At 66.4% G+C, this 25,638-nt stretch carries 34 protein-coding genes, 1 other RNA gene and 1 pseudogene; 35 read left to right on the forward strand and 1 reads right to left on the reverse strand.

Annotation, left to right across the window (positions count from 1 at the left end; genetic code table 11):
* Nucleotides 1–2 precede the first annotated feature (2 nt).
* The 34 genes and pseudogenes from DW892_RS02030 to DW892_RS02180 all read left to right on the forward strand — a co-directional run bounded on the left by DW892_RS02030 (nt 3) and on the right by DW892_RS02180 (nt 24,483).
* The gene (locus DW892_RS02030) at nt 3–527 is read left to right on the forward strand and encodes a hypothetical protein (RefSeq protein WP_117765319.1); all 525 of its coding nucleotides are present in this window, start codon (nt 3–5) and stop codon (nt 525–527) included.
* A 2-nt stretch (nt 528–529) separates the two neighbouring features.
* Complete coding sequence (locus tag DW892_RS02035) at nt 530–715, forward strand: hypothetical protein (protein WP_117765321.1); 186 nt, start codon at nt 530–532, stop codon at nt 713–715.
* Nucleotides 712–933: a hypothetical protein gene (locus tag DW892_RS02040; protein WP_117637869.1), complete on the forward strand. Its 222-nt coding sequence runs from the start codon at nt 712–714 to the stop codon at nt 931–933. The genes DW892_RS02035 and DW892_RS02040 overlap by 4 nt, the downstream gene beginning before the upstream one ends.
* Nucleotides 930–1,061 carry a hypothetical protein gene (locus DW892_RS10620; RefSeq protein WP_255413242.1) on the forward strand — a complete coding sequence of 44 codons (132 nt, stop codon included), beginning with the start codon at nt 930–932 and terminating at the stop codon, nt 1,059–1,061. Before DW892_RS02040 ends, DW892_RS10620 begins: the two co-directional genes overlap by 4 nt.
* Before the next feature lie 102 nt (nt 1,062–1,163).
* On the forward strand, nt 1,164–1,901 hold the full coding sequence (locus DW892_RS02045; protein ID WP_117765323.1) for a hypothetical protein: 738 nt from the start codon (nt 1,164–1,166) through the stop codon (nt 1,899–1,901).
* Between the two features lie 29 nt (nt 1,902–1,930).
* Nucleotides 1,931–2,362 carry a hypothetical protein gene (locus tag DW892_RS02050; protein WP_117765325.1) on the forward strand — a complete coding sequence of 144 codons (432 nt, stop codon included), beginning with the start codon at nt 1,931–1,933 and terminating at the stop codon, nt 2,360–2,362.
* A complete protein-coding gene (locus tag DW892_RS02055; RefSeq protein WP_117765327.1) occupies nt 2,346–3,629 on the forward strand; it encodes a PBSX family phage terminase large subunit in 1,284 nt (427 codons plus the stop codon). The genes DW892_RS02050 and DW892_RS02055 overlap by 17 nt, the downstream gene beginning before the upstream one ends.
* Nucleotides 3,629–5,143 (forward strand): phage portal protein, encoded by a 1,515-nt coding sequence (locus DW892_RS02060; RefSeq protein ID WP_117765329.1) that lies wholly within the window; start codon nt 3,629–3,631, stop codon nt 5,141–5,143. The genes DW892_RS02055 and DW892_RS02060 overlap by 1 nt, the downstream gene beginning before the upstream one ends.
* A gap of 50 nt (nt 5,144–5,193) precedes the next feature.
* A complete protein-coding gene (locus DW892_RS02065) occupies nt 5,194–6,819 on the forward strand; it encodes a phage minor capsid protein (protein WP_158566998.1) in 1,626 nt (541 codons plus the stop codon).
* Nucleotides 6,816–7,016 (forward strand): hypothetical protein, encoded by a 201-nt coding sequence (locus DW892_RS02070; RefSeq protein ID WP_117765333.1) that lies wholly within the window; start codon nt 6,816–6,818, stop codon nt 7,014–7,016. The genes DW892_RS02065 and DW892_RS02070 overlap by 4 nt, the downstream gene beginning before the upstream one ends.
* A 198-nt stretch (nt 7,017–7,214) precedes the next feature.
* Entirely contained in the window at nt 7,215–7,772 is a 558-nt protein-coding gene (locus DW892_RS02075; protein WP_117637876.1) for a phage scaffolding protein, read from the forward strand.
* Between the two features lie 3 nt (nt 7,773–7,775).
* Nucleotides 7,776–8,657, forward strand: coding sequence for a hypothetical protein (locus tag DW892_RS02080; RefSeq protein ID WP_117765337.1), 882 nt, complete (start codon nt 7,776–7,778; stop codon nt 8,655–8,657).
* A gap of 14 nt (nt 8,658–8,671) precedes the next feature.
* A complete protein-coding gene (locus tag DW892_RS10375; protein ID WP_158559642.1) occupies nt 8,672–8,827 on the forward strand; it encodes a hypothetical protein in 156 nt (51 codons plus the stop codon).
* Nucleotides 8,817–9,176, forward strand: coding sequence for a hypothetical protein (locus tag DW892_RS02085; RefSeq protein WP_117637878.1), 360 nt, complete (start codon nt 8,817–8,819; stop codon nt 9,174–9,176). The genes DW892_RS10375 and DW892_RS02085 overlap by 11 nt, the downstream gene beginning before the upstream one ends.
* 32 nt (nt 9,177–9,208) lie before the next feature.
* Nucleotides 9,209–9,502: a putative minor capsid protein gene (locus tag DW892_RS02090; RefSeq protein ID WP_147336073.1), complete on the forward strand. Its 294-nt coding sequence runs from the start codon at nt 9,209–9,211 to the stop codon at nt 9,500–9,502.
* Between the two features lie 2 nt (nt 9,503–9,504).
* Nucleotides 9,505–9,855: a minor capsid protein gene (locus DW892_RS02095; RefSeq protein ID WP_117765341.1), complete on the forward strand. Its 351-nt coding sequence runs from the start codon at nt 9,505–9,507 to the stop codon at nt 9,853–9,855.
* A gap of 1 nt (nt 9,856) precedes the next feature.
* Nucleotides 9,857–10,255, forward strand: coding sequence for a minor capsid protein (locus DW892_RS02100; protein ID WP_117637881.1), 399 nt, complete (start codon nt 9,857–9,859; stop codon nt 10,253–10,255).
* A 2-nt stretch (nt 10,256–10,257) separates the two neighbouring features.
* Entirely contained in the window at nt 10,258–10,974 is a 717-nt protein-coding gene (locus tag DW892_RS02105) for a phage tail tube protein (RefSeq protein ID WP_117765343.1), read from the forward strand.
* A 109-nt stretch (nt 10,975–11,083) separates the two neighbouring features.
* Entirely contained in the window at nt 11,084–11,587 is a 504-nt protein-coding gene (locus DW892_RS02110; RefSeq protein ID WP_117765345.1) for a hypothetical protein, read from the forward strand.
* Complete coding sequence (locus DW892_RS02115) at nt 11,587–12,243, forward strand: Gp15 family bacteriophage protein (protein ID WP_117765347.1); 657 nt, start codon at nt 11,587–11,589, stop codon at nt 12,241–12,243. Before DW892_RS02110 ends, DW892_RS02115 begins: the two co-directional genes overlap by 1 nt.
* A 2-nt stretch (nt 12,244–12,245) precedes the next feature.
* Complete coding sequence (locus DW892_RS02120) at nt 12,246–14,717, forward strand: phage tail tape measure protein (RefSeq protein ID WP_117765349.1); 2,472 nt, start codon at nt 12,246–12,248, stop codon at nt 14,715–14,717.
* A complete protein-coding gene (locus DW892_RS02125) occupies nt 14,714–15,427 on the forward strand; it encodes a distal tail protein Dit (protein ID WP_117637885.1) in 714 nt (237 codons plus the stop codon). Before DW892_RS02120 ends, DW892_RS02125 begins: the two co-directional genes overlap by 4 nt.
* Nucleotides 15,427–17,979: a phage tail spike protein gene (locus DW892_RS02130; RefSeq protein ID WP_117765351.1), complete on the forward strand. Its 2,553-nt coding sequence runs from the start codon at nt 15,427–15,429 to the stop codon at nt 17,977–17,979. The genes DW892_RS02125 and DW892_RS02130 overlap by 1 nt, the downstream gene beginning before the upstream one ends.
* Before the next feature lie 21 nt (nt 17,980–18,000).
* Nucleotides 18,001–18,321 carry a hypothetical protein gene (locus tag DW892_RS02135; protein WP_117765353.1) on the forward strand — a complete coding sequence of 107 codons (321 nt, stop codon included), beginning with the start codon at nt 18,001–18,003 and terminating at the stop codon, nt 18,319–18,321.
* 3 nt (nt 18,322–18,324) lie between these two features.
* On the forward strand, nt 18,325–19,227 hold the full coding sequence (locus tag DW892_RS02140; protein ID WP_117765355.1) for a BppU family phage baseplate upper protein: 903 nt from the start codon (nt 18,325–18,327) through the stop codon (nt 19,225–19,227).
* 12 nt (nt 19,228–19,239) lie between these two features.
* The gene (locus DW892_RS02145) at nt 19,240–20,148 is read left to right on the forward strand and encodes a DUF6273 domain-containing protein (protein WP_117765357.1); all 909 of its coding nucleotides are present in this window, start codon (nt 19,240–19,242) and stop codon (nt 20,146–20,148) included.
* A gap of 105 nt (nt 20,149–20,253) precedes the next feature.
* Entirely contained in the window at nt 20,254–20,724 is a 471-nt protein-coding gene (locus DW892_RS02150; RefSeq protein WP_229065309.1) for a hypothetical protein, read from the forward strand.
* Nucleotides 20,725–20,758: 34 nt separating this feature from the next.
* Nucleotides 20,759–20,896 (forward strand): annotated as a pseudogene (locus DW892_RS10550) (DUF6273 domain-containing protein); the annotation flags it as partial.
* 192 nt (nt 20,897–21,088) lie between these two features.
* Nucleotides 21,089–22,291: an RNA-directed DNA polymerase gene (locus DW892_RS02155; protein ID WP_233546764.1), complete on the forward strand. Its 1,203-nt coding sequence runs from the start codon at nt 21,089–21,091 to the stop codon at nt 22,289–22,291.
* Nucleotides 22,288–22,533, forward strand: a complete 246-nt coding sequence (locus tag DW892_RS02160) for a hypothetical protein (protein WP_117765359.1) — start codon at nt 22,288–22,290, stop codon at nt 22,531–22,533. Before DW892_RS02155 ends, DW892_RS02160 begins: the two co-directional genes overlap by 4 nt.
* A gap of 86 nt (nt 22,534–22,619) precedes the next feature.
* On the forward strand, nt 22,620–23,033 hold the full coding sequence (locus DW892_RS02165; RefSeq protein ID WP_117765361.1) for a hypothetical protein: 414 nt from the start codon (nt 22,620–22,622) through the stop codon (nt 23,031–23,033).
* 13 nt (nt 23,034–23,046) lie between these two features.
* Complete coding sequence (locus DW892_RS02170; protein WP_117637892.1) at nt 23,047–23,352, forward strand: hypothetical protein; 306 nt, start codon at nt 23,047–23,049, stop codon at nt 23,350–23,352.
* 3 nt (nt 23,353–23,355) lie between these two features.
* Nucleotides 23,356–24,168: an N-acetylmuramoyl-L-alanine amidase gene (locus DW892_RS02175; RefSeq protein WP_117765363.1), complete on the forward strand. Its 813-nt coding sequence runs from the start codon at nt 23,356–23,358 to the stop codon at nt 24,166–24,168.
* 3 nt (nt 24,169–24,171) lie between these two features.
* Nucleotides 24,172–24,483, forward strand: coding sequence for a hypothetical protein (locus tag DW892_RS02180; protein WP_117637894.1), 312 nt, complete (start codon nt 24,172–24,174; stop codon nt 24,481–24,483).
* Nucleotides 24,484–24,588: 105 nt separating this feature from the next.
* On the opposite strand, the gene ssrA is transcribed toward DW892_RS02180, so the two are convergent.
* Nucleotides 24,589–24,952, reverse strand: a transfer-messenger RNA (tmRNA) gene (gene ssrA, locus DW892_RS02185).
* 239 nt (nt 24,953–25,191) lie between these two features.
* Between ssrA and DW892_RS02190 the strand changes: the two genes are divergently transcribed.
* On the forward strand, nt 25,192–25,626 hold the full coding sequence (locus DW892_RS02190; RefSeq protein ID WP_117765365.1) for a hypothetical protein: 435 nt from the start codon (nt 25,192–25,194) through the stop codon (nt 25,624–25,626).
* Nucleotides 25,627–25,638 lie beyond the last annotated feature (12 nt).

Genomic DNA, 25,638 nt, shown 5'->3' on the forward strand with positions numbered 1-25,638 from the left:
CCATGGGAATCATCTGCGATACCTGCGGGCGCGATATCGACGCCCTGTGGCAGGACAACATGGGCGTAGACGCGCCGCTGTGCGAGGACTGCTGGAACGAGCAGCAGAGCCACGCGGTAGCAGTCCTTCGCCGAGAGAACGATCGCCTGCGAGGCGACCTCGCCGAGATGGGGCGCAAGCTCGCCGAGGCCAGGCAGAGGCTGCGCAGCGACGGGCCGGCGGACTGCAAGCGGCTGCGCCGCGAGGTCGAGACGGCCTACGAGGTGAGCCGCGAGCGCGCCCTGGCGCTCACGAAGCTGGACGAGTGCGAGATGTGGCTGGGGCGCTGCGAGCCGAGGGAGACGGCGTCACCGACGCTCAAGGGCGCGGCCCAGGACGCCGCCATGCCTTGCCTCAAGGCCGAAGAGGCGCGCGGTTTCGCGATGCCCGACGTGAACGTGGAGGTGAAGGCCGAGGTAACGGCCGAGGAGCTGGCCAAGAGCCTGCGCGAGGCCATGAAGCCGGCCATGCGGATGGCGGTGGAGTAGCCATGGAGCAGCAGACCGAGAAGCCGAAGCGCCGACCCAGCATCGAGGTGCGCTGCCCGAAGTGCGGCATGCACGAGATCTGGCACCACCTGCCCAAGGGCGGCGACCGCTGCCGCTGGTGCGGTCACCTGTTCGAGGACTTCACCTACCGCAAGGTCGGGCCGAGCGCGAAGGAGGGGGCGCGATGACGAACTGGGAGCACCTTTTCGGCGCGCCCGAGCGGGCCATCCACACGGAGGTGGAGTTCCACTCGTGGCCCTTCTCCATCGACGTGTATGAGACGAGCCGCATGAGCAGCTGCACTACCAGCAAGCGGCTGCTGGCCAGCTTCTGCGAGGAGGCCGACTACCTGGAATGGCTCAAGGCCGAGTACGACGACGGCACCGTCGAGTGGGAGGAGCGATGAACCGCCCGGGATGCAACTGGGGGTGCCTGCTCCTCATAGCGGCAGCCCTCGCCATCGACGTCGCGGCGTTCGTCGCCATGCGCGCGCTGGTGACCGGCCTCATGGCCATGGCCGTGGCGGCGTGCTAGAGACAACCGAATACCGAAACGACTACGGGCCGTCCTGCGGGGCGGCCTTTTCTGCGCCCGGCGACACGCCTGCGACCATATGAGCCGAGAGTTAGGAGACGCATGGCCAGAGGCGAGACATACGAGGAGTTCACGGCGAAGTTCGAGCCGAAGAAGACGACCGACGACTGCTACACCCCGCCGGAGGTGTACGGCTGCGTGCTTGATTGGGCGCACCGCGAGTACGGGTTCGACTTGGCGAAGGTCGCGCGCCCGTTCTACCCGGGCGGCGACTACGAGCGCAAGGAGTACCCGGAGGGGTGCACGGTGGTGGACAACCCGCCGTTCTCGATCCTGAGCAGAATCGTCAAGCACTACCAGGAGCGCGGCGTGGGCTTCTTCCTGTTCGCCCCCACCCTGACGTGCATGGGCATCCGCAACTGCTGCAAGGTCGTGACGGGCGCCGGCGTGACATACGCCAACGGCGCGAGCGTCAACACCTCGTTCGTGACCAACCTCGACCCCGCCCAGGCGAGGAGCGCGCCCGACCTGCGCGCCGAGCTGGACGCCACGATAGAGCGCCTGCGCCGCGAGAAGGCCAAGGCGCTGCCGAAGTACGAGTACCCCGACGAGGTGCTGACCGCGCCCATGCTGGCGCGCTACTCCAAGTACGGCATCGACTTCCGCGTAGGCCCGCAGGAGTGCAGCTTCACGAGGGCGCTCGACGCGCAGCGCGGCCAGGGCAAGGCGATATACGGCAGCGGCTACCTCATATCAGAGCGTGCAGCCGCAGAGCGTGCAGCCGCAGAGCGTTTCGCGCTTTCGCCGCGCGAGCGCGATGTGGTCGCGTCGCTTGGCTAGCGCGAAACTAATCAGGAAGGAGGCCGCAGGTGCCCAAGAAGGACAAGCCGCTCACGGCGAAGCAGGAGGCGTTCGCCCGCGAGATGGCCAAGCCCCGCGCCAAGCAGCAGGACGCGTACCGCGCGGCCTACGACTGCAAGCGCATGAACTACAACTCGATAAGCTGCGCCGCCTCCAAGCTGATGCGCGACCCACGAATCGCGCACAGAATCCAGGAAATCCGCGACGCGGCCGCCAAGGACTGCCGCTGGGAGCTGCAGGACGCGGCCGCCCCGCTGTTCGAGGTGCTGGACGGCGCGCTGCCCATCTTCCGCCGCCAGGCGGCCGAGGGCAGCATCAACGGCGACGCGCGCCTGGCCATAACCGAGAGCGTGAAGCTGCTCAACGACATGTTCGGCGTGGACGGCGCGAAGGCCGCCATGGCGGAGGCGGGGGTGACTATCGTTGACGACCTCGGTTAGGCTCTCGGACGTCGTGGCCTCCGTGTTCGCCGGCGTGTGGCGCTCCATCAAGGCGCACGAGTTCACGCACTACTGGTTCAAGGGCGGGCGCAACTCCACCAAGTCGTCGTTCATATCCATCGCCATCGTGCTGCTGATCATGCTCAACCCGGAGGCCAACGCCGTCGTGCTGCGCAAGGTCGGCAACACGCTGCGCACGTCCGTGTACGAGCAGATAGGCTGGGCGTGCGACGTGCTGGGCGTGGCGCACCTGTTCGACTTCGGCCTGTCCCCCATGGAGGTGACGTACCGCCCCACCGGGCAGGTCATACGCTTTGTGGGATGCGACAAGCCGAAGAAGCTGAAGTCCGCGAAGTTCCGCACCGGCTACTGCGCCGTGGTGTGGTTCGAGGAGGTAGACGAGTTCGACGGCATGGACGAGGTGCGCAGCGTGCTGGCCACGTTCCTGCGCGGCGGCGACATGTTCTGGGTGTTCTACAGCTACAACCCTCCCCGCTCGGCTCGCAACTGGGTGAACAAGGAGGCGCGCGACCTGGAGGCCCACCCGGGCGAGGACGGGCGCTTCATATGCCACACCACGTACCTGGACGTCATAGACGAGCACCCCGAGTGGATAAGCGCCGCGGCGCTGGCGGAGGCCGAGCGCAGCCGCCGCAAGACGCCCGACTCCTACCGCTGGCAATGGCTCGGCGAGGTCATCGGCACGGGCTCCGAGGTGTTCCCCGACGAGCTGCTGGACATACGCCCCATCACCGCGGAGGAGCGCGCGTCCATCGCCCTGCGCTCGTTCGGCGTGGACGCGGGCAGCGTGCACCCCTGGGTGTTCATGGAGGCGGGCTACGACGAGAACGAGCGCGTGCTGTACCTGCTGGACGAGGAGAGCCGCCAGGGAACCGAGGCCATCGACGTCAAGACCGCCGAGCTGGTGGCGGCCAAGCTGCAGGCGGCCGAGGACCCCGCCGCCGACGTGTGGTGCGACAGCGCGGCGCGCGGCATGATCCTCTACTACCAGGAGCAGGGCATCGGCGCTCAGAAGTCGCTCAAGCAGGGCCTGAACGCGCCCAAGAGCCGCATCAGGTGGATGCAGAACCTTACGCGCATAGTCATCGACCCCGACCGCTGCCCGCTCGCCGCCAAGGAGTTCCCCGAGTTCGAGTACGTGTCGAACGGGCAGGGCGACATAACCGAGACACTGCCGAAGGTGAACGACGACGCGATAGACGCGGCGGGCTACGCCGCAGGACTGTGGATAAGGAGCAACCTCTGATGGAGAAGCGAGGCAACACGGGCTACGCCGAGGCGTGGCTGCGCCGCATGGGATACCAGCCGGACACCCGCATGCAGGGCATGGTGGGCGTCTGGTTCGGCTGGTTCGCGGCGAACAACGGCTGGTACCACTACAGCGAGCGGCGCGGCTTCCGCGTGTACAAGCGCGAGCGCGCCAGCCTGCACCCGGCGGCGCTCGTGGCCGACGAGTGGGCCAGTCTGCTCATGAACGAGAGCACGATCATCTCCAGCACGAGCGACGAGCGCCGCGCCTGGATGGCGCGCTACTTCGCCAACCCCACGGCGACGGGCGGCGTCGGCGACGAGGGGCACGAGGACGGCCAGGCCGCGCCGCAGCCGACAGAGGACGGCGACGCGCCCACATCGTTCGCCATGGACAACGCCGACTTCATAGCCCGCGCGTTCGCCATGGGCACGGGCGCGTGGGTCATCGAGCCGCGAGGCGTGACCGACAGCGCCTACACGCCCGACGCCGAGCTGCGCATCGTGCGCTACGACGCCACGCAGATAGTCCCGCTCACGTGGAGCGCCGACGACTGCACGCAGTGCGCGTTCGTGGGCCGCGTGGAGGTCGCCGGGCGCGACTACGACCAGTGCCAGGCCCACGTGCTCAAGGGCGGCACCTACCACATCCTCACGCAGCTGTTCGACACCCGCACGCACAAGCAGGTGACGGTCGAGGGCATCAGCGCCGACATGGACACGCGCTGCACCCGCCCGCTTTTCGCGCTGGTGCGCCCCGCCGTGTCGAACCGCTTCTACGACTACTGTGCGATGGGCGCGAGCGTGTACTGCAACGCCGTGGGGGCCATGAAGGTGGTCGACGAGGCCGCCACCTCCCTGCTCGACCACATTCGCGTGGGCCGCCCGCGCACGTTCGTGGACAAGACCCTCATAGAGTCCAAGACCGACAAGGGGCCGGACGGCAGCCTCACGAAGACCTACTACGCCTTCGGCGAGGCCGACGACACCATCTTCAGCATGAACCCCGGCGACGAGGGGTCGGCCAAGATTCAGACCGTTCAGAGCGACCTCAAGGCCGACGAGAACGCCAGCGCCATCAACACGGGCCTGCGCCTGCTGTCGGTGGCGTGCGGCTTCGGCAACGGCTACTTCTCCTGGGAGTCGCACACGGGCCTGAAGACCGCCAAGGAGGTGGCGGCCGACAACTCTCAGCTGATGCGATCCATCCACCGGCACGAGAACGCCCTGCGTAAGTCCATCGTGCGCCTCGTGAACGGCATGGCCGACGCGTGCCGCAGCATCAAGGGCGAGGCCGTGCCCTACGGCGACGTCACCGTGGACTTCGACGACTCCATCATCAGCGACACGCAGAGCGCGCGCGAGATGGCCATGAGCGAGGTCGGCGCGGGCATCATGGCCCCGTGGGAGTACCGCCGCCGCTTCTACGGCGAGACCAGCAACGAGGCCAAGGCCAACGTGCCCGAGCAGCAGGGCGGCGCGTTCGACATGCTGGGCGACGGGCTCGCCTGATGCTGGGGCCGGACTACATAGAGCACTTCACCGACGCAGCGCAGGGGGCCATGGACGAATACACCCTGCGCCTGGTGTGCATCTACGCCGCGCTCATAGGCTCCATCGACTTCGAGGGCGACAGCGCCTACTCGCAGGCCGCCCGCAAGGCGGCGCTTGCCGCCAAGGACGTGCAGAAGGCCATGAACGAGGAGGGCCGCAGAGCCGCGCGCGAGGCTGCCAAGGCTGCGGCCGAGGCCGTGGCCAAGAGCGCCGAGGCCGACCTGGCCACGCTGGGCACGGCCATGGGCGCGCTGTCCAAGACGATGCAGTGGAGGCTGCACAACTCAGCGCGGGCCACGGCGGCGGGGGTGCAGGACGTCGTGAGCCGCGACAACCTGAAGATGCCCGCCAACGTGCAGCGCGCCTACCTCGAAGTCGTGGCGCAGGCCGTGGCTCGGGTGAACTCAGGCATGGCGGGCTACGAGCAGGCCACCCGCGAGGCCGTGCTGAAGCTGGCGCGGCGCGGCGTGTCCGTCGTGGACTACAAGAGCGGGGCGTGGGCGCAGCCCGACGTGGCCATGCGCCGCCACATTCGCACGCAGGCGGTGCAGGCCGGCAGCCGCAACACGCTGGAGCTGCTTGAAGAGACCGGGCACGACCTCGTTCAGACCTCCTCGCACGGCGGGGCGCGCGAGAGCCACGCCAAGTGGCAGGGCCGCGTGTTCAGCCTGTCGGGCAAGTCCAAGAAGTACCCGCCGTTCTACCGCGAGACGGGCTACGGCTCGGTTGACGGGCTGTGCGGCGCGAACTGCAAGCACGACTTCGGCATCTACGTCGAGGGCCAGCCGCTTCGGTACGAGCGCGACCCCGACGGCGGCGACGAGAAGCGCGAGGAACGCTACCAGGCCAGCCAGCAGCAGCGCGCCATCGAGCGCGAGGTGCGCGCCACGAGGCGCGAGGCCGTGGCGCTCGAAGCCGCCGGCATAGACAACACCAAGGAGCGCATGAAGCTCGGCAGGCTCCAGCAGAAGCGGCGCGACCTCGTGGCGAAGCACCCGCACCTTGCCGCAGAGTACGGGCGCGAGGACCCCTACGAGACCGGCAGCAAGGCGTACGCCCTCACCCGCCAGAAGGTGAGCCGCACGGCCTATATGGCGCACCCGAACACCAAGGCGCTCATAGCCGAGGCGGGAGTCAGCCAGAAGCGCGTGGGCGAGCTGGTCAAGGCCAGCGGAGACGGATTCGAGCTGAAAACGGGCGCGGAACGCCGCGCGGCGCTTGAGAGCGCCATCAAGCAGGCGAAGGCCGAGCAGGAGCGCGACAAGCGCGTCTCGGACGCAGCAGCCATGACGGTGCACGCCGACAAGCAGGCGAAGCACATGGCCGGCAGCCGCCAACACGAGCAATACGTGGCGAACCTAAAGCGCAGGGGCGGCGCGTACAAAGAGCCGAGCGTCGTCACGGTGACGCTCGACGAGGTGCGCGACCTTGCGGCGAAGCACGCGGGAACCGGAACGGCCCAGACGACGAGGGGCGGCAAATGGAGCGGACGCGAAACATGCGACGCCGGGCGCGTGATTGGCTACGTGATAGGCGATAATGGGGAGCACATACAAACGACGCGCTTCACCATCCACTACGCTGGCGGAGACGTGCACATAGTCCCGGCAAACCCAAAGGAGGAGCAGAGATGAAGCTGGAAGAAACGCTGAAATACTGCGGCAAGCAGGTGTGCGTGACGTGCACCGACGGCGAGGAGTACCGGGGCGTGTACGACTGGTACCAAAGCGACGCCGAATCGCTGGACGAGCCCAACGCCATCGGCATAGAGCGCGGCGGCATAATCACCGAGATACCCGTCGCCGAGGTGGCGAGCATCGCCGCCAGTTAGAAGGTGACAACCGAATAGAGAACGGTACCCAGGCCGCCCGCGAAAGGGCGGCCTTTTCTTTTGCCTGGCGACACCTCGGGGAAGATGCAGGCACGCGATGGGGCGGCGACAACATGCCCCGCACGCGACCACGGCGACAACGGTGGGCCATCCAAGCGCGCAGGGAAGCGCGACAACCAAACACGGAAGGAGCAAGCGATGGCTGAAGACAACAAGCCCCAGGGAAACGAGGGCGGCGAAGGCCAGCAGACCGAGCCCCAGAAGGAGGTCGTGTCCTACGCGAAGTACAAGCGCGAGACCGACGAGTACCAGGAGCAGGTGAAGGCCCTCAAGGCCGAGCTGGAGCAGCGCGACAAGCAGATCGAGGAGTTCACCTCCAAGGCGGGCAACGCCGAGGAGCTGCAGGCCGCGCTCGACAAGGCCAAGGCCGACAACGAGGCGTACAAGGCCGACGCGGAGAAGCGCGAGGCCGAGATGCGCCGAGACTTCGCCATCGACACCAAGCTGGCGCAGATGGGCGTGCGCAACGCCAAGGCGGCGCGCGCGATCATCCCGAACATCGCCGACGCGAAGCTGGACGAGCAGGGCAACCTAACGGGCATCGACTTCGAGGCCCTGAAGAAGGACAACGCCTACATGTTCACCGACCAGCCCCGCGAGAGCGCGGGCGGCGACCCCAAGGGCGGCGCAGGCTCCGACGGCCTGGCCGACTTCCGCGCAGCTTTCGGACTCACCGACGAATCTTCAAAGGAGTAAATCATGCCAAACAGCATCGAACTGCCCAAGGGCTACGAGAACGTGCTCATGGAGGCGTACCGCAAGGAATCCCTGACCGCAGTGCTTGAGAGCGCCGCGCCGCAGGGCAACATCGCGCAGATGGAGCAGCTGGGCGAGTTCTACTACCCTGTCTACTCCATGGGCGGCCTGGGCGACGTGCAGGCCAACGGGCGACTGCCGCAGAACAGCGGCGCGTCCCTGACTTGGAAGCCCATCAGCGCCAACTACGACCGCGGCACCATCCTGGAAATCGACCAGAAAGTGGACGCCCAGTCCTTCAATCTGGCGTTCGGCAACGCCGCCGCGCACTTCAACCGCACCAAGGTGGTGCCCGAGGGAGACGCGTTCGTGTTCTCCACGCTGTGCGCAGGCACCGGCATCACCAAGGAGCAGAAGACCTACGCCGACGGCGCGGACATGCTCAAGGGCTTGAACGCCGCCATGTGCGACATGGACGAGAAGGAGGTGCCGGAAGAGGGCCGCGTGCTGTTCATCACCCCCACCCTGCTGGGTATGGTGAAGGACCTGGACACCACCAAGTCCCGCGAGGCGCTGGACGGCTTCTCCTCCATCGTGAAGGTGCCGCAGTCCCGCTTCTACAGCGCCATCGACCTCTTGGACGGCACCACCAAGGACGAGGAGATCGGCCACTACAAGAAGGGCACCGGCGCGGTGGACATGAACTTCCTCATTGTCCACAAGGACGCCGTGGTGATGCGCTGGAACTTCGCGCACGGCAAGGTCATCGACGCCGAGGACAACCAGCAGGGCTTCGGCCACCTGTTCAAGTACCGCAAGTACGGCGTGTGCGGCGTGCGCGAGAACCTGGCGCACTACATCACCGCAGGCATGAAGGCCGCGTAGGAAGGAGGCGCGACATGCGCACCGTTGGACTGGCCTTCGAGAAGGAGGCCCCGAAGAAGGCCAAGCCCGCCAAGGGCAAGGCGGAAAAGCCCGAGGCGAAGGCCGCAGACGAGCAGCCCGCCAAGGGCAAGGCGGAAAAGCCCGAGGCGGCCGAGGACGATGGAAACTAGAGCCCCGACCCACGAGGACTACCTGGCAGCCGGGCGCGGGGAGCTGTCCGCCGAGGAGTTCAAGGCGGCGCTCCCCCACGCCACGGCAGCCGTGCGCGACCTGATCTTCCCCAACGAGCCGGACGGCTCCGAGGAGTGGGCGCGCGCGGTCATGGCGGCCTGCGAGGTCGACGCCGCGTACGGATGCTCGGGCGGCATCATGGAGGGCGGCGGCTTCACCGTCGGCTCGTTCTCGTGGAACCCCGGTACCGAAGGGGCCAGCACCTACCGCAGCGACATGGAGGCCGCCGTCCGCCGCGAGCTGCTTGGAACGCCGCTGCTCTACGCGGGCATCGGGGGTACCAGATGATGCGGGTGCCGCGCTCGGCGCGGCCCTCCACCATGTCCGTCAAGGTGCCCAGGGAGGGCGGCTACGGCGGCGAGTTCGAGCAGCCCGTCGAGGTGCGCCGCGTGCGCTTCGAGCCCGTCTCGGCGTGGCTCGTGCGCGAGTACGCCCTGGGCGACGGCGCGCAGGGCCTCGTGATAGCGGACGGCGCGGACAGCCCCGGCATGTTCGACGTGCCAGTGGGCAGCCGCGTGAGCATCGACGGGGGCGAGTGGATGAACGTGGCGAGGTGCACGCCCCGCCGCGCGTTCGGCACCCGTCCCCACCACTGGGAACTGGAGGTGAGGTAGCCATGCCCGCAGCAGTTACGGTCGACCTGACCAAGCTCATGAAGCGTTTCGGCGCGAAGGAGCTGGAGGCCAAGCAGGTGAAGTTCGCCATGAGCGTGGCCGAGGACATGAACGCGTTCACGCCAGAGGACACCAAGCGCATGCACAACTCCATGCAGGCCGCCTCCGACTTCAGGCAGGGCCTCGTCATATGGGACGCCGACTACGCCGCCTACGTGCGCGACCTGCCCGACAGCTCCATCAAGCACGGCAAGAACCCGAGGGCCAAGGCCGACTGGCCGAAGGCCGCGAAGGAAGCGCACGGCGAGGACTGGGAGCGCCTGGCCGTCGACCTCCTGACCGAGGGGGCGTGACATGGCCCCGGACGTGATGGAGGCGGCGAAGGCCGCCATAGAGGCCCTGGGCTACGGCCCGGTGCTCCTCACCCGCCTGGCCGCCTCGCGCGGCCACGACGACGCGGTGGTGCTGCGGCCCATGCCCACCACCGACGTGGTGCGCCACATGGACGGCACCCGCCGCGTGGGATACGTGTTGCAGGTCATCGTGAAGGACACCTCCGAGGCCAAGGCCATGGGCGACGCCTACGACCTGGCCGACGCGCTGGACGGGGCCGACCTGTCCTCGCCCACAGGCTCCTACGGCTTCACGAGCGCGTCGCTGTACACCGAGCCGCAGGAGATAACGCCGCCCGAGGGCGGGCCGTACCTGTGGGAGTTCCGAATCAAAGCGACCATAACCATAGAGAAGGGATAACGATGGCAAAGAACCAAGACCTGGGCTTCGCGCCCAACTACATGAGCGCGCTGGAGATCGACACCACGCCAGACGCGGCCAGCCCCACGTGGGCCATCTTCTCGCGCGGCATCACCGAGGTGAAGCCGACCACCAACGAGACCACCGAGACCAAGGACTACTACGACGGCTACGGCACTCCCACCGACAAGGTGAAGAGCGTGCAGCCGCAGTACGAGGTCACAGGCGACCGCTGCTACGGCGACCCCGCGCAGGACTTCGTTGCCAGCCTGGCGCTTGAGACCGGCGAGGGCCGCACGGGCCACTTCCGCCACACCGACCCCAACGGCGACGTGGTGGAGGGCGACTGCACCTACCTGGGCCTGACCGTCGGCTCGCAGCAGGGCGCGGCGTCCGACCCCGGCGCGTTCTCCTGCACAATCTCGGGCGCTGGCGCTATGCGCTACATCCCCGCCAACAAGCTCAAGCAGCCCACGGGCGTCACCTGCACCACGCCGACCGGCCCGGCCGTGGGCAAGTCCATGAAGCTCGCGCCGACCGTCACGCACGCCGAGGCGAACGCCAAGTGCTTCTTCGCATCGGGCAACACCGACGTGGCCACCGTCGACAGCGACGGCAACGTGACGGGCGTGGCCGCAGGCGAGGCGGTCATCACCGTGCGCTGCGCGTCCAAGCCGAGCATCTGCACGCAGGTGAAGGTCACCGTGGCGGCGAAGTAGCCGCAGGCGACACCAGACATAACCTCCTGGACATGGGGGGCGCGGGCTAGTGAGCGGCCCGCGCCCCTTTTCTATGCCCGACGCTCACCGCTCACGAAAGGGGCAACAAATGGAACTTCTGAAAAACATCCGCGCGTACGAGGACGTGTTCTTCGAGGACCCCGAGGAGAACCCCGACACGCCGCGCTTCCGCGTGTGGTTCGACGACAAGCACATCGAGGAGTACCTGGCCAAGGTCGGCAACGCCATCGACCGCGCGCAGGCCAACGAGCAGATGGCCCGCGAGGCCGACACCCCTGAGAAGGCGGCCGAGGCCAACGCCGCGCAGGCCCGCCTCATGAAGCGCACCATCTCGGCGTTCATCGGCACCGAGGGCTGGGAGCAGCTGCTCGCGTGGATGGGCGGCGACGAGGGCCCCATCGCGCCCGAGGAAAACATCCGCATCCTGGGCGAGGTCTTCGCCACGTTCCTCAGCATGTTGGCGCGCCACGCGACCAGCGAGCAGCTGATGGCGTGCGGCCTTGCATACAGAGAGCGCGCCGATCAGGTCCAGGCGCTCAACCGCGCCCAGCGCCGCGCCAAGGCCAAGCGCAAGAAGAAGGGCGGCAAGTAATGCTGCCAGCCGCGCTCACGGCCGAGCGGGTGCGGCTGCCCGACGGCACGAGCGCCACGCGCTACCCGTGGAACGGCGAGGAGGTGCTGGTGCGCGACGACGCGCTCACGATCATCCGCGTCATCGAGGTGCTGACCGACGAGGGCAAGTCCGACGACCAGCGCCGGGACGAGTTCCTGGCGCTGTTCTTCGTGGACTGGACGGACGCGTGGTGCGCATGCGACTACGACGCCGCCGAGTTCGTGCGGATGCGCGACGCGGCGGTATGGGACATGTGCGGACTCGACCTGAGCGGCGACCGCCCGCACGAGACCCCGCTGTGGGACTTGGAGGAGGACGCGGCGCGCATACGCACCAGCTTCCGCCAGGCCTACGGCATCGAGTGGGACGAGGTGCGCGGTCGCATCAGCTTCGCCGAGTTCGTGGCACTCGTGGGCGGCTGCCCGCAGGACACGCCGCTCGGCGCGGCCATCCACTACCGCAACCCGGCGACCAAGCCGAAGCCAACCAAATACAACAGGCAGGAGGTCGAGGCCTGGAACGCCGCCCACAAGGCGTTCGAACTCGGCAAAGGCCGCAGCTCACACGGCTCTGAGGAAGGAAGCGACGCGGCGATGCGCGATGTGTTCGCCGCGCTCAAGAGAGCGACGAGGTGAGCATGGACGGCAACGTTATCATCAAAGCGGTGCTCGACACCGTTGACGTATCCAAGAACATCAAGGCCCTGGAGCGCGACCTCCAGGGCATCTCCTGGAAGAACATAACCGAGGGCGACGAGAAGGCCGCGAAGCTGTCGTCCTCGTTCAAGAAGGCCGGCATGGCCGCCACGGTGACGCTGACCGCGCCCGTGGTGGCCGCCGGCAAGGCCGTATTCGGCGTGGCCAGCGACTACGAGCAGGCCAACGCCCGCATAGCCGCCGCGTTCGGCGTGTCCGGCGAGGAGGCCGAGCGTTTCAGCGGCATAGGCAAGCGCATATACGAGGGTGGCTGGGGCCAGTCCCTGGACGAGGTCAACGATGCGCTGATCCAGTGCAAGTCCACCCTTCGCGACGTGTCCGACGAGGACCTGCAGACCGTCACCACCAACGCACTCATGCTGTCGGACACCTTCGGCGCAGACGTGAACGAGTCCATACGCGGCACCAACGCCCTCATGGAGGGCTTCGGGCTGTCCGCCACCGAGGCCAGCGACCTGCTGACGGCGGGCATGCAGCGCGGCCTGAACTACACCGACGAGCTGGGCGACAACCTGAGCGAATACTCCGTGCGATGGGGCGAGGCGGGAATGAGCGCCAGCGAGTACTTCTCGCTGCTAGAAGCGGGCACGTCCAACGGCGCGTACAACCTGGACAAGGTGGGCGACTACCTCAACGAGTTCCTGACGGCGCTGTCCGACGGCCGCATGGAGGAATCCATCGGCTCGTTCAGCGAGGGCACGCAGGAGGTCTTCGAGAACTTCAAGAACGGCAGCGCCACCGCCGTGGACATGCTGCAGGCGGTGCTGGGCGACCTCACGCAGATGCCAAACGAGTACGACAAGGCCGCGCTGGCCTCCACCCTGTGGTCCTCGCTGGGCGAGGACAATGCCATGGGCATGATCGAGTCCCTGGCGGGCGTGCAGGACAGCTTCGGCGACGTGGCGGGCGCTGCGCAGCAGGCCCAGGAGGCCGCCTCCGACAGCTTCGCCGTGAAATCGCAGGAGGCCATGCGCGAGCTGCAGGGCTCCATCGAGCCGCTTGGCGAGCCGCTGCTCAACATCGCCACCAACGTGGCGGGCGTCGTCAAGTCGTTCTCCGAGTGGTTCGCCGGCATCGGCGAGGGCGGCCAGACCGCCGTGCTGGCGATCGCCACGATAGCGGCCGCCATAGGCCCCGTGCTGTCGACGCTCGGCACCGTCGTGGACACCGTGCCGAAAATCGGAGCGGCCTTCCAGGTGGTCGGCAAGCTGGGCACCGGCGCGCTGGGGCTCATAGCCGCGCACCCCGTGATAGCGGCCATAGCGGCCATCATCGCCGCCGTGGTGCTGCTGTGGAACAACTGCGAGGAGTTCCGCGACGCGGTGACCGCCGTGTGGGATGCCGTGTGCGCCGCGTTCCAGGTGGCCGTCGGCGTTGCCGGCGGGATCGCCGAGTCGATAGGCGCGTTCTTCTCCGGGCTGGGCGAGACGCTCGCGGGCGTGTGGGACGGCATCTGCAACGTTGTGCAGGTGGCCGTGATGCTGCTCGCGGAAATACTCAACCTAGCCATCGAGACGCTGCTCATACCCTGGAACTTCGTCTGGGAGAACTTCGGCGGCGTGCTCACGGCGGCGTGGGACCTCATATGCGGCGCGGTCGGCACGTACATCCAATACGTGAGCGACGTGATAAGCGCGGCCCTTGAGGTGATTCAGGGCGTGTGGGACACGGTGTGGGGTGCCGTCAGCTTAACCGCTTCCGGCGTATGGGATGCCATCACCTCGGCGATAGGCGCGGCCATCGACGCCATCAGCTCCACCATATCGGCGGTGCTGTCGGCGATACAGGCCGTGTGGGACTCCGTTTGGGGTGCCGTGAGCACCACGGCGTCGAACGTGTGGAACGGCATCAGCTCGACCATATCCGGCATCGTCAACGGCATCCGCGACACCATCTCCAGCGTGTTCAACGCCGCCCGCGACACCGTGGCCGGCATATGGAACTCCATCAAGAGCGCCATCGAGACGCCGATAAACAGCGCCCGCGACACCGTGCGAAACGTAATCGACTCCATCAAGGGGTTCTTCAACTTCTCGTGGTCTCTGCCCCACCTGAAGCTGCCCCACCTGTCCATCTCGGGCGGGTTCAGCATCAACCCGCCGAGCGTGCCGCATTTCGGCATCGACTGGTACGCCAAGGGCGGCGTGTTCAACGGCCCCAGCGTCATCGGCGTCGGCGAGGCGGGCCCCGAGGGCGTGGTGCCGTTCAACGAGCGCGGCGCGCGCCCGCTGGCCGAGGGCATCGCCAAGCTGCTCGACGGCAAGGGCGGCGCGGCCCATGGCGACACGAACGTGACAATCAACCTGTACGCGACCGTGCGGGAGGAGGCCGACATCGAGAAAATCTCCCGCCAGATAGCCAAGGAAATCAAACGGCAGGAGTGCTTCGCATGATATACAACGGCTTCGACTTCGCGCCGTGGTTCGACACCCGGCTCGTGACCCGCTCGCTGCTGCCCGAGTACGAAATCGCCACGCGCGACGTGCCCGGGCAGCCCGGCTCGCGCTTCATGCGCGCAGAGCTGAAACCCCTGACGATAGACGTGGCGGCGGCCTGGAGGGCACGCCCCGCCGACGATATGGCGGCCCTTCGCCGCCTCATGGCCTCGCGCCTGCTATGCCTCAAGGAGGCCGAGCTGTGGCTGGACGACGAGAGGCACCTGGGCCTGCGCTACATGGCCGTGCTGACCTCGCCGGGCGCGCTCGACACGTTGTGGCACACCGGCGAGGCCACGCTGACGTTCACGGCATACGACCCCGTGGCCTACGGGGCCGAGGGGCGCGCAACCGTGTCGGGCACCTCGGGCGTGCAGGTGGGCGGGACGTTCCGCACCTACCCCACCGTGACCGTCAGGCCCGGCGGCAGCACGTCGGCGCTGCGGCTGACGAACATGGGCACGGGCGAGTTCGTGCAGATCGACAAGGCGGTGACGGCATCGAGCGCGGTGGTCATCGACATGGCCGCCCCGCAGGCCACGGTGGACGGCAGCCCCGCGCCCGTGACCTTCGAGAGTGACTTCTTCCCGCTGGAGCCGGGGGCCAACAGCCTCAAGCTGTCCAGCGGCACCGCGACGGTACAGTGGACGGAAAGGTACGTGGGCTGATGATTCTGTGGGCATGCGACCGCTGGGAGGCGTACAAGGGACCCATCAAGACGCTGTTCGAGTGCGAGGACACGCGCGAGGTCAACGGCGAGAACGCCCTGAGCATCACAACGCTGGCGCGCCTGGACAAGGGCGACCGCCTGGTGTGGCGCGACCTCAAGGGCCGCTGGCACGAGAACATCGTGGACGGCGTGGAGGAGGAGCGCGCAAGCGCGGGCATCCTCTACACGTACTACTGCCCGACCTCGGCGCAAATCGAGCTCCTGGGCGACTACCTGGAGGACAAGCGCCCCTACGACGTGAGCGCCTACGCCGCGCTGGCCTCGGCGCTGTCCTCCTCGCGCTGGCAGGTCGGAACCGTGGCCGACCTCGGGCAGGCCGGCACGAACTTCTACCACACCAACGCATGGGCGGCCATCCACGACGTGGCAGACACTTGGGGCGGCGAGCTGTCGTTCGAAATCCAGGTGAGCGGCACCAAGGTGACCGCACGCCGCGTGTGCATGGCCAAGCAGGTCGGCGAGGACAACGGCAAGCGTTTCACCTACGCCAAGGACCTCGTGAGCGTCAAGCGCAGCGTGGACGAGGGCAACGTGTGTACCGCCCTGTACGGCTACGGCAAGTCCCTGCAGACCGCCGACGAGGACGGCAACCTGACGGGCGGCTACGATCGCAAGCTGACCTTCGGCGGCGTGAACGGCGGGCAGAACTGGGTGGGGTCGGCCGACGCGCTGGCGCGCTGGGGACGGCCCGACGGCAAGGGCGGCAAGGCGCACGTGTTCGGCGACGTGGAGTTCTCCGACTGCGAGGACGCCGCCGAGCTGAAGAAGCTCACCGAGGCGCAGCTGGCGAAGTCGTGCGTGCCCACCGTGTCCTACACTGTGGACGCCGTGGCGCTTGCGCGCGCCGGCGAGGGCTTCGAGGGCGCGGACGAGGGCGACCTGGTGACCGTGGTGGACAAGGTGTACGACCCGCCGCTGCGCGTGCGCACGCGCATCACCAAGGTGGTGGAGGACCAGCTGCGCCCCGGCGAGGTCACCTACACGTTCGGCAACTACCAGACGGTCGCCGAGCTGATGGCCGCGCAGAAGTCGGCCGCCAAGTCCACCGCCTCGACCATCCGGGCGACCGTGACCGAGGCCGTGAACGCCTCGAACAAGGCATCGACCGGCAAATGGGGCGAGAGCCTGGCGGCCGCCGAGGAGCGCCAGAAGGCGTACGCCAAGGAGGTCGGCGGCGCCGCCCAGGACTACACCGACCAGATAAGGGACGAGCTGGACAAGGCCCTCAAGGAGTACGCCGACAACGGGGACACCACGCTGGAGGAGGCGCTGAAGAAGTACTCCGACGACGGCAACCTGGCCCTGGACGAGGTGCTGCGCCTGTACACCGACACGTCGATAGAGCAAAGCGAGAGCGTGCTCAAGCAGATAGACGAGGCCAACAAGGAGTACCTGGAAGGCGTCACGGGCAAGTTGGACGAACGGCTGACGAGCGCCGAGGGCGAGGTGGATGGGCTGCAGAAACAGCTCGACCAGCTGCCGACGGATATCCGCAAGAAGATCGTTGACATGCTCAACAGCGAGGTGAACACCACGGGTGGCTGGGTGTACGAGGAGCCCGGCCAAGGCATCCTGGTGTACGACAAAAAGCCCGAGAGCGCCACCAAGTGCGTCAAGATAGGCGGCGGAATCATCGGCGTGGCCAACTCCAAGTATTCCAGCGGCGCGTGGAAGTGGCGCACGGCCATAACCGGCGACGGCGTGACCGCCGACGAGCTGACCACGGGCCGCATCAAAGGCGGGAACTCGTACTGGGACCTCGACAGCGGGGCCTTCTACCTGCGCGACGGCTCCATCTTCATGACCGACAGCAACGGCAACAGGGTCTATATCAACGCCACCAACGGCTTCCAGATATACGACAAGAACGGCTCCATCATCGCGGGCACCGTGCTGGTGGGCAGCACCTCCATGTTCCGCTGCAACATGGTCGGCACGTCGTCAACCAACTACATCACCACCGGCACGACGACGAACAACCACCCGGGAGCGTCGTTCGTGAACGGCTCGACCGAGTACTGCACCATCGAGGCCGTCCACGCGAAGGACAGCCCCACGGCGAGCTCGACCGACGGCGTGGGCATGTCCACCTGCGGCTACGGCTTCCTGGCAGTCAACCGCTACTACCGCCAGACGTGGCTGACGACCCCCTACTACGCGGGCTACATGAGCCATCCCGACGAGCAGCTGTACATGAGGAGCGGCAACAGCAACGCGGGCGGCTCGGCGTACGTGAAGCTGCAGGAGAACTCCAACAACTACGTGTACCTGGATAGCAGCCGCGCAGACATTGGGTCGTCGGGCACCGCCAGGATACTCGCCCCGAAGTTCGCCATAGGAACCAATCCGAGCAGCGGCGGCACCTACGGGTACACGGGCTCCACGCAGTTCATCGGGTGCATCACCAACAACGGCAACAACTGGACGTGGGGCACTATCAACGTGGTGAACGGAATCATCACCGGCATGAGCAACATCACGGGAAACTAGACCAGCGAGAGAGGAAACGGAATGTTCTACCACCTTGTGCAGCAGCCCGAAGCGCCGCAGGCGCTCGACGGCGCGCCGAAGCCGCCCGAGGCGTTTCCGGTGTTCGAGTGCATCAGCGACCCGGCCACGGCGCGGGCCATCGTGGAATCGGAAGACGTGTTCGAGTTCGACGGCAAGGGCGGCTTCACGCTCGTGTCCAGCCCCGTGGCCGTCATGGACGCGGAAGGCGGCGAGGCTAACGCCGTGGACTTCTCGGCGCTCACCGACGAGGAGATATGCGGGGTCCACAGAGCGCAGCCCGGCGACATATCGCGGACACTTGCGGCCGAAGGAAAGGAATGAGGCATGGCAACGCACGAGCTTACGCTCAACCTCAAGAAGACCAACATAGCGCCGCCCGTCATCACCGTGCACCAGGGCGACAGCGCCGAGGTCCTGAAGGCCGCCATCTACGACGGCGACAAGAAGGCGGCCCTGACGGGCTGCAAGGTGCACCTCATGGCTGCGAAGCCCGACCACACCTACGTGGAGCAGCAGTTCACTGGCATCAGCGACAACGTGGCCACCGTGACGGTCGACCCCGCCGTCTTCGGCGTGGCCGGGCTGCTCAAGGTGTGCTACGTGCGCGTGCGGAACGCGGCAGGGCTGGACGCCACCACCGAGAACGTCCTGGTGAACGTGCTGCCCTCGGCGAGCGCGTCGGGCGAGATATCCGGCCCGTACGTCGATGCGGTGGAGGCGATCATCGCGAACCTCGAAGGGCAGCTAGCCGACGTGAGCGCGCTGAACGCGCAGATGCAGAAGGCCGAGGCTTCCCGCGCGAGCGCGGAAAACCAGCGCGCCACGAACGAGAAGGCGCGCCAGACCGCCGAAACCAAGCGCGCAGAGGCCGAGAAGAAGCGAGCCGCGGCGGAAAGCGACCGCGTGACCGAGGCGTCGCAGCTGAAGACGGCCTCGCAAGCCGCCACGGCTGCGGCAAACGGCGCGGCCTCGAACGCCGACGCGGCGGCAAACATCGCCCTGCAGATAGCCAACAGCGTGGCGCAGGGCAGCGCGGGCAGCTCGGACATGGCCAAGCAGAAGCAGCAGATAGCCGACCTGTACGGCAAGCTGGCCGACGCCACGGACGCGTTCATCTACGACGACGGCACCGTGTACTGCCCCGCCTCCAAGGCCAGTGCATCTGGCAGCACCATCACGTTCGGGAGCACCTGCACGGCGTCCGGCACAACCCTCAACCTCAAGTAGAAAGGCAACGAAATGGCACAAGCGAAAACCCTGTCGGTGGGCGGCATCGGCTACGAGGTCATCGACTATACCGCGCGCAGCAACGCGCAGACGGCGCTCAACAACGCCGAGTACAACCGCCAGGGCCAAATCGGCAAGTACGGCGGGCAGAACATCGCCACCATCCTGGCGGGAGAGATCGGCAGCGGCAGCGTGCACGACGCGCTGCACAAGCGAGCCGCCAACGGCAACTTCGCGGGCCTGCGCGTGGGAGACTACATCGACGTGCCGCTGGTAAGCGCGTCGGGCGTGGCGGCCCAGCAGTCCGTGCGCTTCCTCCTGGCGCACTTCGACCCGTACTACTGCTGCGGCGACAGCTCCAAAGGCCACCACATCGCCTTCGTGGCCTCCGCGCCCATCGCCGTGGCCAAGACCGTGACCGGCGTTGCCAACGACAGCTTCCTGATGTGGAACACGACCAACACGAACCAGGGCACCGCCGACCAGAAATGCCCCTACCCCAACAGCAACCTCAAGGCGTGGGAGACGGCCTTCGAGGCGTGCCTGCCCGAGAGCCTGACCAAGTACCTGCTGACCCAGCGCGTCCTGCTTGAGGAGCGTTACAGCGCCAGCGGCGCGCTCAACGACTCCAACTCGTGGAGCTGGCAGGATATCGGCAAGGTGTTCTCGCTGTCCGAGATGGAGGTGTACGGCTGCCCAGTGTGGGGCACCAAGGGCTACAGCGTCGGCTTTGACTGCCAGTGGGACCTGTTCAGGGACACCGCGCACCGAATCAACGGAACTCGGTACAATTGGTGGTTGCGTTCCGTCATGGGTGGCTCCTCGTCCGACGTGTGCTACGTCGCCCACTCCGGCTATGCCAGCTACACTTCGGCGACGTACGTCTGGGTTCGCCCCCGCCCCGGCTTCCTCGTCGGCTAGCCAGCCGAGTGCTCTATACTCTGCTTTTAGGCGACCGCCTTGCGCGGTCGCCTCTCGCCCGCGAAGCGGGCCGTTTTTTTCCGCCAGTTTCCCCAGGAGGTGCACGTGAGCGGCGTCTACCAGCGCAACCGCGAGGTGTCCGAGTACAAGTTCTTCACACAGGCCATCGCCATCCGCGTGGAGGTCAACAAGCTGATGGCGTCCTCCTCCGTGGTTCCGAAGGCCTACCGTCTGCTGAACGCGGTGCCGACCGTGGAGACGGCGCGCAGCATCGTGTACAACGTCAACCGCGCCGACTGCTTCTATCCCAACAGCTCGTTCAACGCGCTGGAGAGGAAACGCTACCTGACGCTGGCCATAGCGGACTGCGAGCAGCTGATGCTGGACATGCAGTGCCTCATGGATATCGGCCTGCCGGTGAACGCCAACCGCTTCGAGGAGCTGGCGGCCATGGTCGAGGAGGAGATCAGGCTGCTGAAGGGCGCACGCAAGAACGTGCGCGTGACGGGCAAGAAGTCCACCGAGGAGCGCATAGCCGAGGCCGAGGCCGAGCTAGAGCGCCTGCGTTCGCTATAATGGGCGGCGGTCGCGCCTTGTTTATCGGTACAATTGGTGGTTGCGTTCCGTCATGGGTGGCTCCTCGTCCAACGTGTGCTACGTCAACAACAACGGCAATGCCAACTACAATTCGGCGACGAACGTCTGGGTTCGCCCCCGCCCCGGATTCCCTTACTGCCAGACCGAGTAGGCCCCAGGGCCGAAAGCAGAGCGCGGAGAGGAAGGAAGGCGCGACCATCGGGCATGCGCCCGTAAATACGCACCCCGCGAGGGTGGCCGGACGCTGCTTGCATGGCGCGGCGCTCCGTGGCTTCGCCGCGTTTCATGGCCATACCTCAAGCGGCTGCCAGAGCCACATTGCAAGCCGTGCGGGGTGCTCTCTATGAACTCAGAGCAAAGAAGGGCCGCACGCCGCAAGCGCCGCGAGGAGAAGCGGGCCAAGGCAAAGGCCGAGCGCGTCAAGGCGTGCACGCTTGAGACCGTGGCCGACCTCAACAGCCTGTGCAAGGCTTCAAAGCAGGCCGCGCGGGGCGTCATGTGGAAGTCGTCCACGCAGAGGTACATGAGAAGCTACCTGCGCAACGCCGTCCTGTCCCGCCGCGACCTTTTGGAGGGCCGCGACATATGCCGGGGCTTCATACGGTTCGACCTATGGGAGCGCGGCAAGCTGAGGCATATCAGCGCCGTGCACTTCCCCGAGCGCGTGGTGCAGAAGTCGCTGTCGCAGAACGCGCTCGTGCCCGCGATCGTGCCCACCCTCATAGCCGCGAACTCCGCGAACATCAAGGGGCGCGGCACCGACTACGCCCTGAAGCTGCTCAAGCGCCACCTGGCCGACCACTGGAGGCGGCACGGCCGCGAGGGCTACATCCTCCTGGGCGACTTCTCCGACTACTTCGCGCGCATAGCGCACCGACCCGTCAAAGACCAGGTGGCCTCCGCGCTGCTAGATCCGCGCGTGGTCGCCTTGGAGCACCGCCTGATAGACGCGCAGGGCGATGTGGGCCTGGGGCTTGGCAGCGAGCCGAACCAGATATGCGCCGTGGCCCACCCCAATCGCATCGACCACTACGTGACCGAGATGCTGCGCCCCGAGTCTTACGGGCGCTACATGGACGACTTCTACCTGATACACGAGTCCAAGGACTACTTGCAGGTGTGCCTGCTGCTGATAGAGGGCAAATGCGCCGAGCTGGGCATCGAGCTGAACCCGCGCAAGACGCGCGTGGTGAAGCTCACGCGCGGGTTCACGTGGCTGAAGAAGCGCATCTTCTACACGGAGACGGGCCGCATAGTCGTGAAGCCGTGCCGAGACTCCATAACGCGGGAGCGCCGCAAGCTCAAGAAGATGGCCCGCATGGTCGCCGATGGCATCATGACCCCCGAGCAGGTGGAGCAGAGCTACCAGAGCTGGCGCGGAGGCATGAAGCGGCTGGACGCGCACCGCAGCGTGCGGGCCATGGACGCGCTGTACCGCAGCCTGTTCGGAAATCCCGCGGGGGGGGTTGCTCAATGCAATCCAAACCTGGAGGCGACACGGATGGGAACATGCCCCTACCCTAGCAACGGAAGGAGCGACCCATGACGGAACGGGAAATCGCCGGGGAGATCAACGGCTACAAACAGCAGCTTGAGCAGAGCGACTACAAGGTCATGAAGGCGGTGGAGCGCATCTTCTCCGCATCGTCCATCACCGACCTGCTCTCGGCCATCGCCGCAGCTGCCAAGGAGGTGGCCGAGATCATCTCGCAGCGCCAGACGTGGCGCGACCGCATCAACGAGCTGGAAGCCATGGAGCCCGACCAGCCGGAAGCGCCGCAGGAGTAGCGAGCGCCCCTTCGGGGGCGCTTTTCTTTTGCCCGGCGACACCTCGCGGACAATCGCGGCAGCGATTCGAGGAGGTGAGAAAACGAATGACCGACGTGCTGGAAATCTTCGCGCCGTACGGCCCCGGGTCGCTTTTCGGCGCACTGCTCGTCCTAGTGGTCCTGTACTTCGGCAAGCAGTTCCTCGAAGAGTTCAAGGCCCAGAACGAGCGCAAGGCGAACATCGACCTCAAGCGTGAAGAACGAAAGCAAGACGAGGTGAACGAACGGGCGCAGCGCGACCGCGAGCGCAGCCAGATGGAGGGCCGCATCGCCGCGCAGATGGAACGCAGCAACGCGCTGATGGAGGCTATGAAGGCGCTCATGGAGTCCGTCGTGACCTCCAATGAGGTGCTGCACGCCGACCTGGCGAACAGCCAGGCGCGCAGCCAGGGCATGGCGGCGAAGGTCGACCACATCGCCGACCGCGTTGACCTGCTCTACAAGGAATCGGCTCGATAGAAAGGAATCCGAAATGACAGAAATGCAAGCAATCGCAGCCATCGTGCTGTCTTTCGCCGTGCCGTTCGCGGTGCAGCTGATCAAGACCGAGGCCATGACCGGCAAGGCCGCGCGCATCCTGGCGCTGGGCTGCTCGCTCCTGGCGGGCGTCGTGACCGGCTTCGTGGGCGGCGTGCCCGCAGACCCGGGCGCATGGGTCACGTGCGCCTTCGCCGTGGTAGGCGGCGTGCAGGCGGCCTACACGCTGTTCAAGTCGGTAGGCATCACATCCAAGTGGCTCGACGCCCTGCTGGGCGTGACCGTAGGCGGGAAGGAGTAGGCAATGGCTAAACTGTTCATCATCTGCGGCCACGGCGCTGGCGACCCCGGCTGCTGCGCAGGCGGCTGCACCGAGGCCGAGCGCGTTCGCGCCCTGGGCCAGCGAATCAAGGAACTGGGCGGTTCCGAGGTCGAGCTGGGCGATACGTCCCGCAACTGGTACGCCGACGGCGGGCTTAACCGCCTGAGCACCGACGCGCCAGTGGTGGAGCTGCACATGGACGCCAGCGGCATCGCCACGGCCCACGGCGCGCACGTCATCATCAAGGAGGGCTTTGAGCCTGACGAGTACGACAATGCGCTGGCCGACAAGCTGGCGGCGTTCATGCCCGGGCGCTCCGAGAAGCTGGTGCGCCGTTCCGACCTCGCGAACCCGAACCGAGCCGCCGCGCGCGGCATCAACTACCGCCTGTGCGAGAACGGCTTCATCGACAACGACGGCGACCGCGAGAAGTTCAACGGCAACCTGGACGAGCTGGCGCGCATCTACCTGGAATGCTTCGGCATCACTGCTGGAAGCGCCCCCGCAGCCGTCCCGCAGCCGCAGCCTGCGCAGCAGGAAACGACCGAGAACTTCGGCGGCACCTACCGCTGCACTGTGGACTACCTGCGCGTGCGCGACGCCCCCGGCCTGGGCGGCACCGAGGTGGCGCACTATTCCAGCGGCGAGACCGTGACGCTGGATAACTGGTACAAAATCGCCGACGGCTACGTGTGGGGCCGATACACGGGCTACAGCGGCGCAACGCGCTACATCGCCGTGGGCAAGGCAACGGGCAAGCCAGAGGCCGACGACTATCTGGTGAAGGTGGGATAGGCCATGCCGTACCCGAGCCCCGCAGACGAGGAGCGCAACGGCGGGTGCGGCCCCATCCTCGCGGCGGTCGTCCTGCTGTTCATCGTCCTGGCCGCCGCCAGCTGCGCGTCGCAGGCCATGGGAGCGCAAGACGTGACCGTGAGGCAAGCCCGCACGGACGGCCCCATATACGACCTGCCCGAGGGCATCGGCCAGGAAATCGTGTGCGACGAGCACAACCGCGAGTACCTGCTGCTTACCACCGAGCAGGGCGGCGTGTTCCTCATGCCGTACATGGACGAGGACGGCGAGCAGGAGATCATGCCGCAGGCCTAGAACGCAAAGAAGCCGCCCCGTATGGAGCGGCTTCTTTCTATCTGACGAGCAATACGAACGCCCGCCTAACGACGAACACGCGTATGTGTTCGCCTACTGAACAGTTGGTGGAGGCGCGGAGAATCGAACTCCGGTCCACGAAAGCCCCTTGATTGGCATCTCCAAGCTCAGTCGCTGGTTTAGTCTCGGACGCCTTGCGCGCAGCGACACGCTCGCGACGTCCTAACCGGTTCGGTCTTAGCCCGCGCCATACCGATTACGTGCGCAGGAGCATTCCCCTAAGATGACGTCGCGCCGGTGTCGGGGAAATCACCGGGTTGACGCGCCGCTATAAATTAAGCAGCGAGAGCCATAGGCTCAAAAGAAGAGTTGTTGTCAATTCAATTTGACGGTACCCCTGTTTAACGAGGCGAGGAGACCTCGGCTTGCTTCCTCTCTCAGAGCTATCGTGTCGAAACCAGTCGCCCCCGAATGTCGGGAAAGTCTGGATGGTATCGGGCCTGCAAACACCCGATAACCGTCGACTTTTCAAGGAACATACGGGGCGAGCCCCGCTTGTGGAGTGTTATCTTACCACGTTCTGAAAGCGGACAGCTGTTCTATGCACGAGCTGTGAAGACCCCAATGTGCGCCGCACTTCGCACTTTTGTTACCGATCGCGTCACGTATATTTTCGCCAAGCAAAATTGACCCGTCGAAAGGACCGTTATGGATACCAAACAGCAACTCGTCGATGCCCTCGCAGGCCTGGGCTCAACCATTACCGAAGCTATGGATGTCATCGAGGGCTTTGTCCCCTGCGGACATCCCGCCCTCACGGTATCGAACGCACTCGTCGCGCTGGACGTTGACGATGATGCAGCTCTCGCCCAGCAGCTTGAGACCGTCGAGGGCTTTATCGACCACGTGAGTGAGAACCGCGGCGTGGCCGCCTACCACGGTATCGAGGTCGAGCTCGCGGGTCCCAAAGCCGATCTGCTCGCAGCAATCCGCGAGGTAGGCGCCCTCATGCAGACCGCAGGCGTCAAGAACACCCAGGTCAACGAGTGGGTCTACCGCAGTCTGGCAGCACTCGACAGCTCCGACGAAAAGGCAGCCGAGCAGCTCGCAGAAAGTCCCGCCATTAAGGCCGAGCTTTTGTAAATAGCAGACGCG

Origin of the sequence: Collinsella sp. AM40-7AC (genome assembly GCF_003468125.1) — a bacterium.
GTDB classification, from domain to species: domain Bacteria; phylum Actinomycetota; class Coriobacteriia; order Coriobacteriales; family Coriobacteriaceae; genus Collinsella; species Collinsella aerofaciens_O.

Coding starts and splice junctions, on each gene's coding strand:
- DW892_RS02145 (WP_117765357.1), top strand. CDS start 19,240: ATGGCACAAGCGAAAACCCTGTCGGTGGGCGGCATCGGCTACGAGGTC.
- DW892_RS02035 (WP_117765321.1), top strand. CDS start 530: ATGGAGCAGCAGACCGAGAAGCCGAAGCGCCGACCCAGCATCGAGGTG.
- DW892_RS02090 (WP_147336073.1), top strand. CDS start 9,209: ATGTCCGTCAAGGTGCCCAGGGAGGGCGGCTACGGCGGCGAGTTCGAG.
- DW892_RS10375 (WP_158559642.1), top strand. CDS start 8,672: ATGCGCACCGTTGGACTGGCCTTCGAGAAGGAGGCCCCGAAGAAGGCC.
- DW892_RS02125 (WP_117637885.1), top strand. CDS start 14,714: ATGATATACAACGGCTTCGACTTCGCGCCGTGGTTCGACACCCGGCTC.
- DW892_RS02060 (WP_117765329.1), top strand. CDS start 3,629: ATGGAGAAGCGAGGCAACACGGGCTACGCCGAGGCGTGGCTGCGCCGC.
- DW892_RS02030 (WP_117765319.1), top strand. CDS start 3: ATGGGAATCATCTGCGATACCTGCGGGCGCGATATCGACGCCCTGTGG.
- DW892_RS02075 (WP_117637876.1), top strand. CDS start 7,215: ATGGCTGAAGACAACAAGCCCCAGGGAAACGAGGGCGGCGAAGGCCAG.
- DW892_RS02115 (WP_117765347.1), top strand. CDS start 11,587: ATGCTGCCAGCCGCGCTCACGGCCGAGCGGGTGCGGCTGCCCGACGGC.
- DW892_RS02120 (WP_117765349.1), top strand. CDS start 12,246: ATGGACGGCAACGTTATCATCAAAGCGGTGCTCGACACCGTTGACGTA.
- DW892_RS02175 (WP_117765363.1), top strand. CDS start 23,356: ATGGCTAAACTGTTCATCATCTGCGGCCACGGCGCTGGCGACCCCGGC.
- DW892_RS02065 (WP_158566998.1), top strand. CDS start 5,194: ATGGACGAATACACCCTGCGCCTGGTGTGCATCTACGCCGCGCTCATA.
- DW892_RS10620 (WP_255413242.1), top strand. CDS start 930: ATGAACCGCCCGGGATGCAACTGGGGGTGCCTGCTCCTCATAGCGGCA.
- DW892_RS02155 (WP_233546764.1), top strand. CDS start 21,089: ATGAACTCAGAGCAAAGAAGGGCCGCACGCCGCAAGCGCCGCGAGGAG.
- DW892_RS02130 (WP_117765351.1), top strand. CDS start 15,427: ATGATTCTGTGGGCATGCGACCGCTGGGAGGCGTACAAGGGACCCATC.
- DW892_RS02085 (WP_117637878.1), top strand. CDS start 8,817: ATGGAAACTAGAGCCCCGACCCACGAGGACTACCTGGCAGCCGGGCGC.
- DW892_RS02165 (WP_117765361.1), top strand. CDS start 22,620: ATGACCGACGTGCTGGAAATCTTCGCGCCGTACGGCCCCGGGTCGCTT.
- DW892_RS02045 (WP_117765323.1), top strand. CDS start 1,164: ATGGCCAGAGGCGAGACATACGAGGAGTTCACGGCGAAGTTCGAGCCG.
- DW892_RS02110 (WP_117765345.1), top strand. CDS start 11,084: ATGGAACTTCTGAAAAACATCCGCGCGTACGAGGACGTGTTCTTCGAG.
- DW892_RS02100 (WP_117637881.1), top strand. CDS start 9,857: ATGGCCCCGGACGTGATGGAGGCGGCGAAGGCCGCCATAGAGGCCCTG.
- DW892_RS02080 (WP_117765337.1), top strand. CDS start 7,776: ATGCCAAACAGCATCGAACTGCCCAAGGGCTACGAGAACGTGCTCATG.
- DW892_RS02135 (WP_117765353.1), top strand. CDS start 18,001: ATGTTCTACCACCTTGTGCAGCAGCCCGAAGCGCCGCAGGCGCTCGAC.
- DW892_RS02190 (WP_117765365.1), top strand. CDS start 25,192: ATGGATACCAAACAGCAACTCGTCGATGCCCTCGCAGGCCTGGGCTCA.
- DW892_RS02160 (WP_117765359.1), top strand. CDS start 22,288: ATGACGGAACGGGAAATCGCCGGGGAGATCAACGGCTACAAACAGCAG.
- DW892_RS02070 (WP_117765333.1), top strand. CDS start 6,816: ATGAAGCTGGAAGAAACGCTGAAATACTGCGGCAAGCAGGTGTGCGTG.
- DW892_RS02180 (WP_117637894.1), top strand. CDS start 24,172: ATGCCGTACCCGAGCCCCGCAGACGAGGAGCGCAACGGCGGGTGCGGC.
- DW892_RS02170 (WP_117637892.1), top strand. CDS start 23,047: ATGACAGAAATGCAAGCAATCGCAGCCATCGTGCTGTCTTTCGCCGTG.
- DW892_RS02105 (WP_117765343.1), top strand. CDS start 10,258: ATGGCAAAGAACCAAGACCTGGGCTTCGCGCCCAACTACATGAGCGCG.
- DW892_RS02095 (WP_117765341.1), top strand. CDS start 9,505: ATGCCCGCAGCAGTTACGGTCGACCTGACCAAGCTCATGAAGCGTTTC.
- DW892_RS02140 (WP_117765355.1), top strand. CDS start 18,325: ATGGCAACGCACGAGCTTACGCTCAACCTCAAGAAGACCAACATAGCG.
- DW892_RS02040 (WP_117637869.1), top strand. CDS start 712: ATGACGAACTGGGAGCACCTTTTCGGCGCGCCCGAGCGGGCCATCCAC.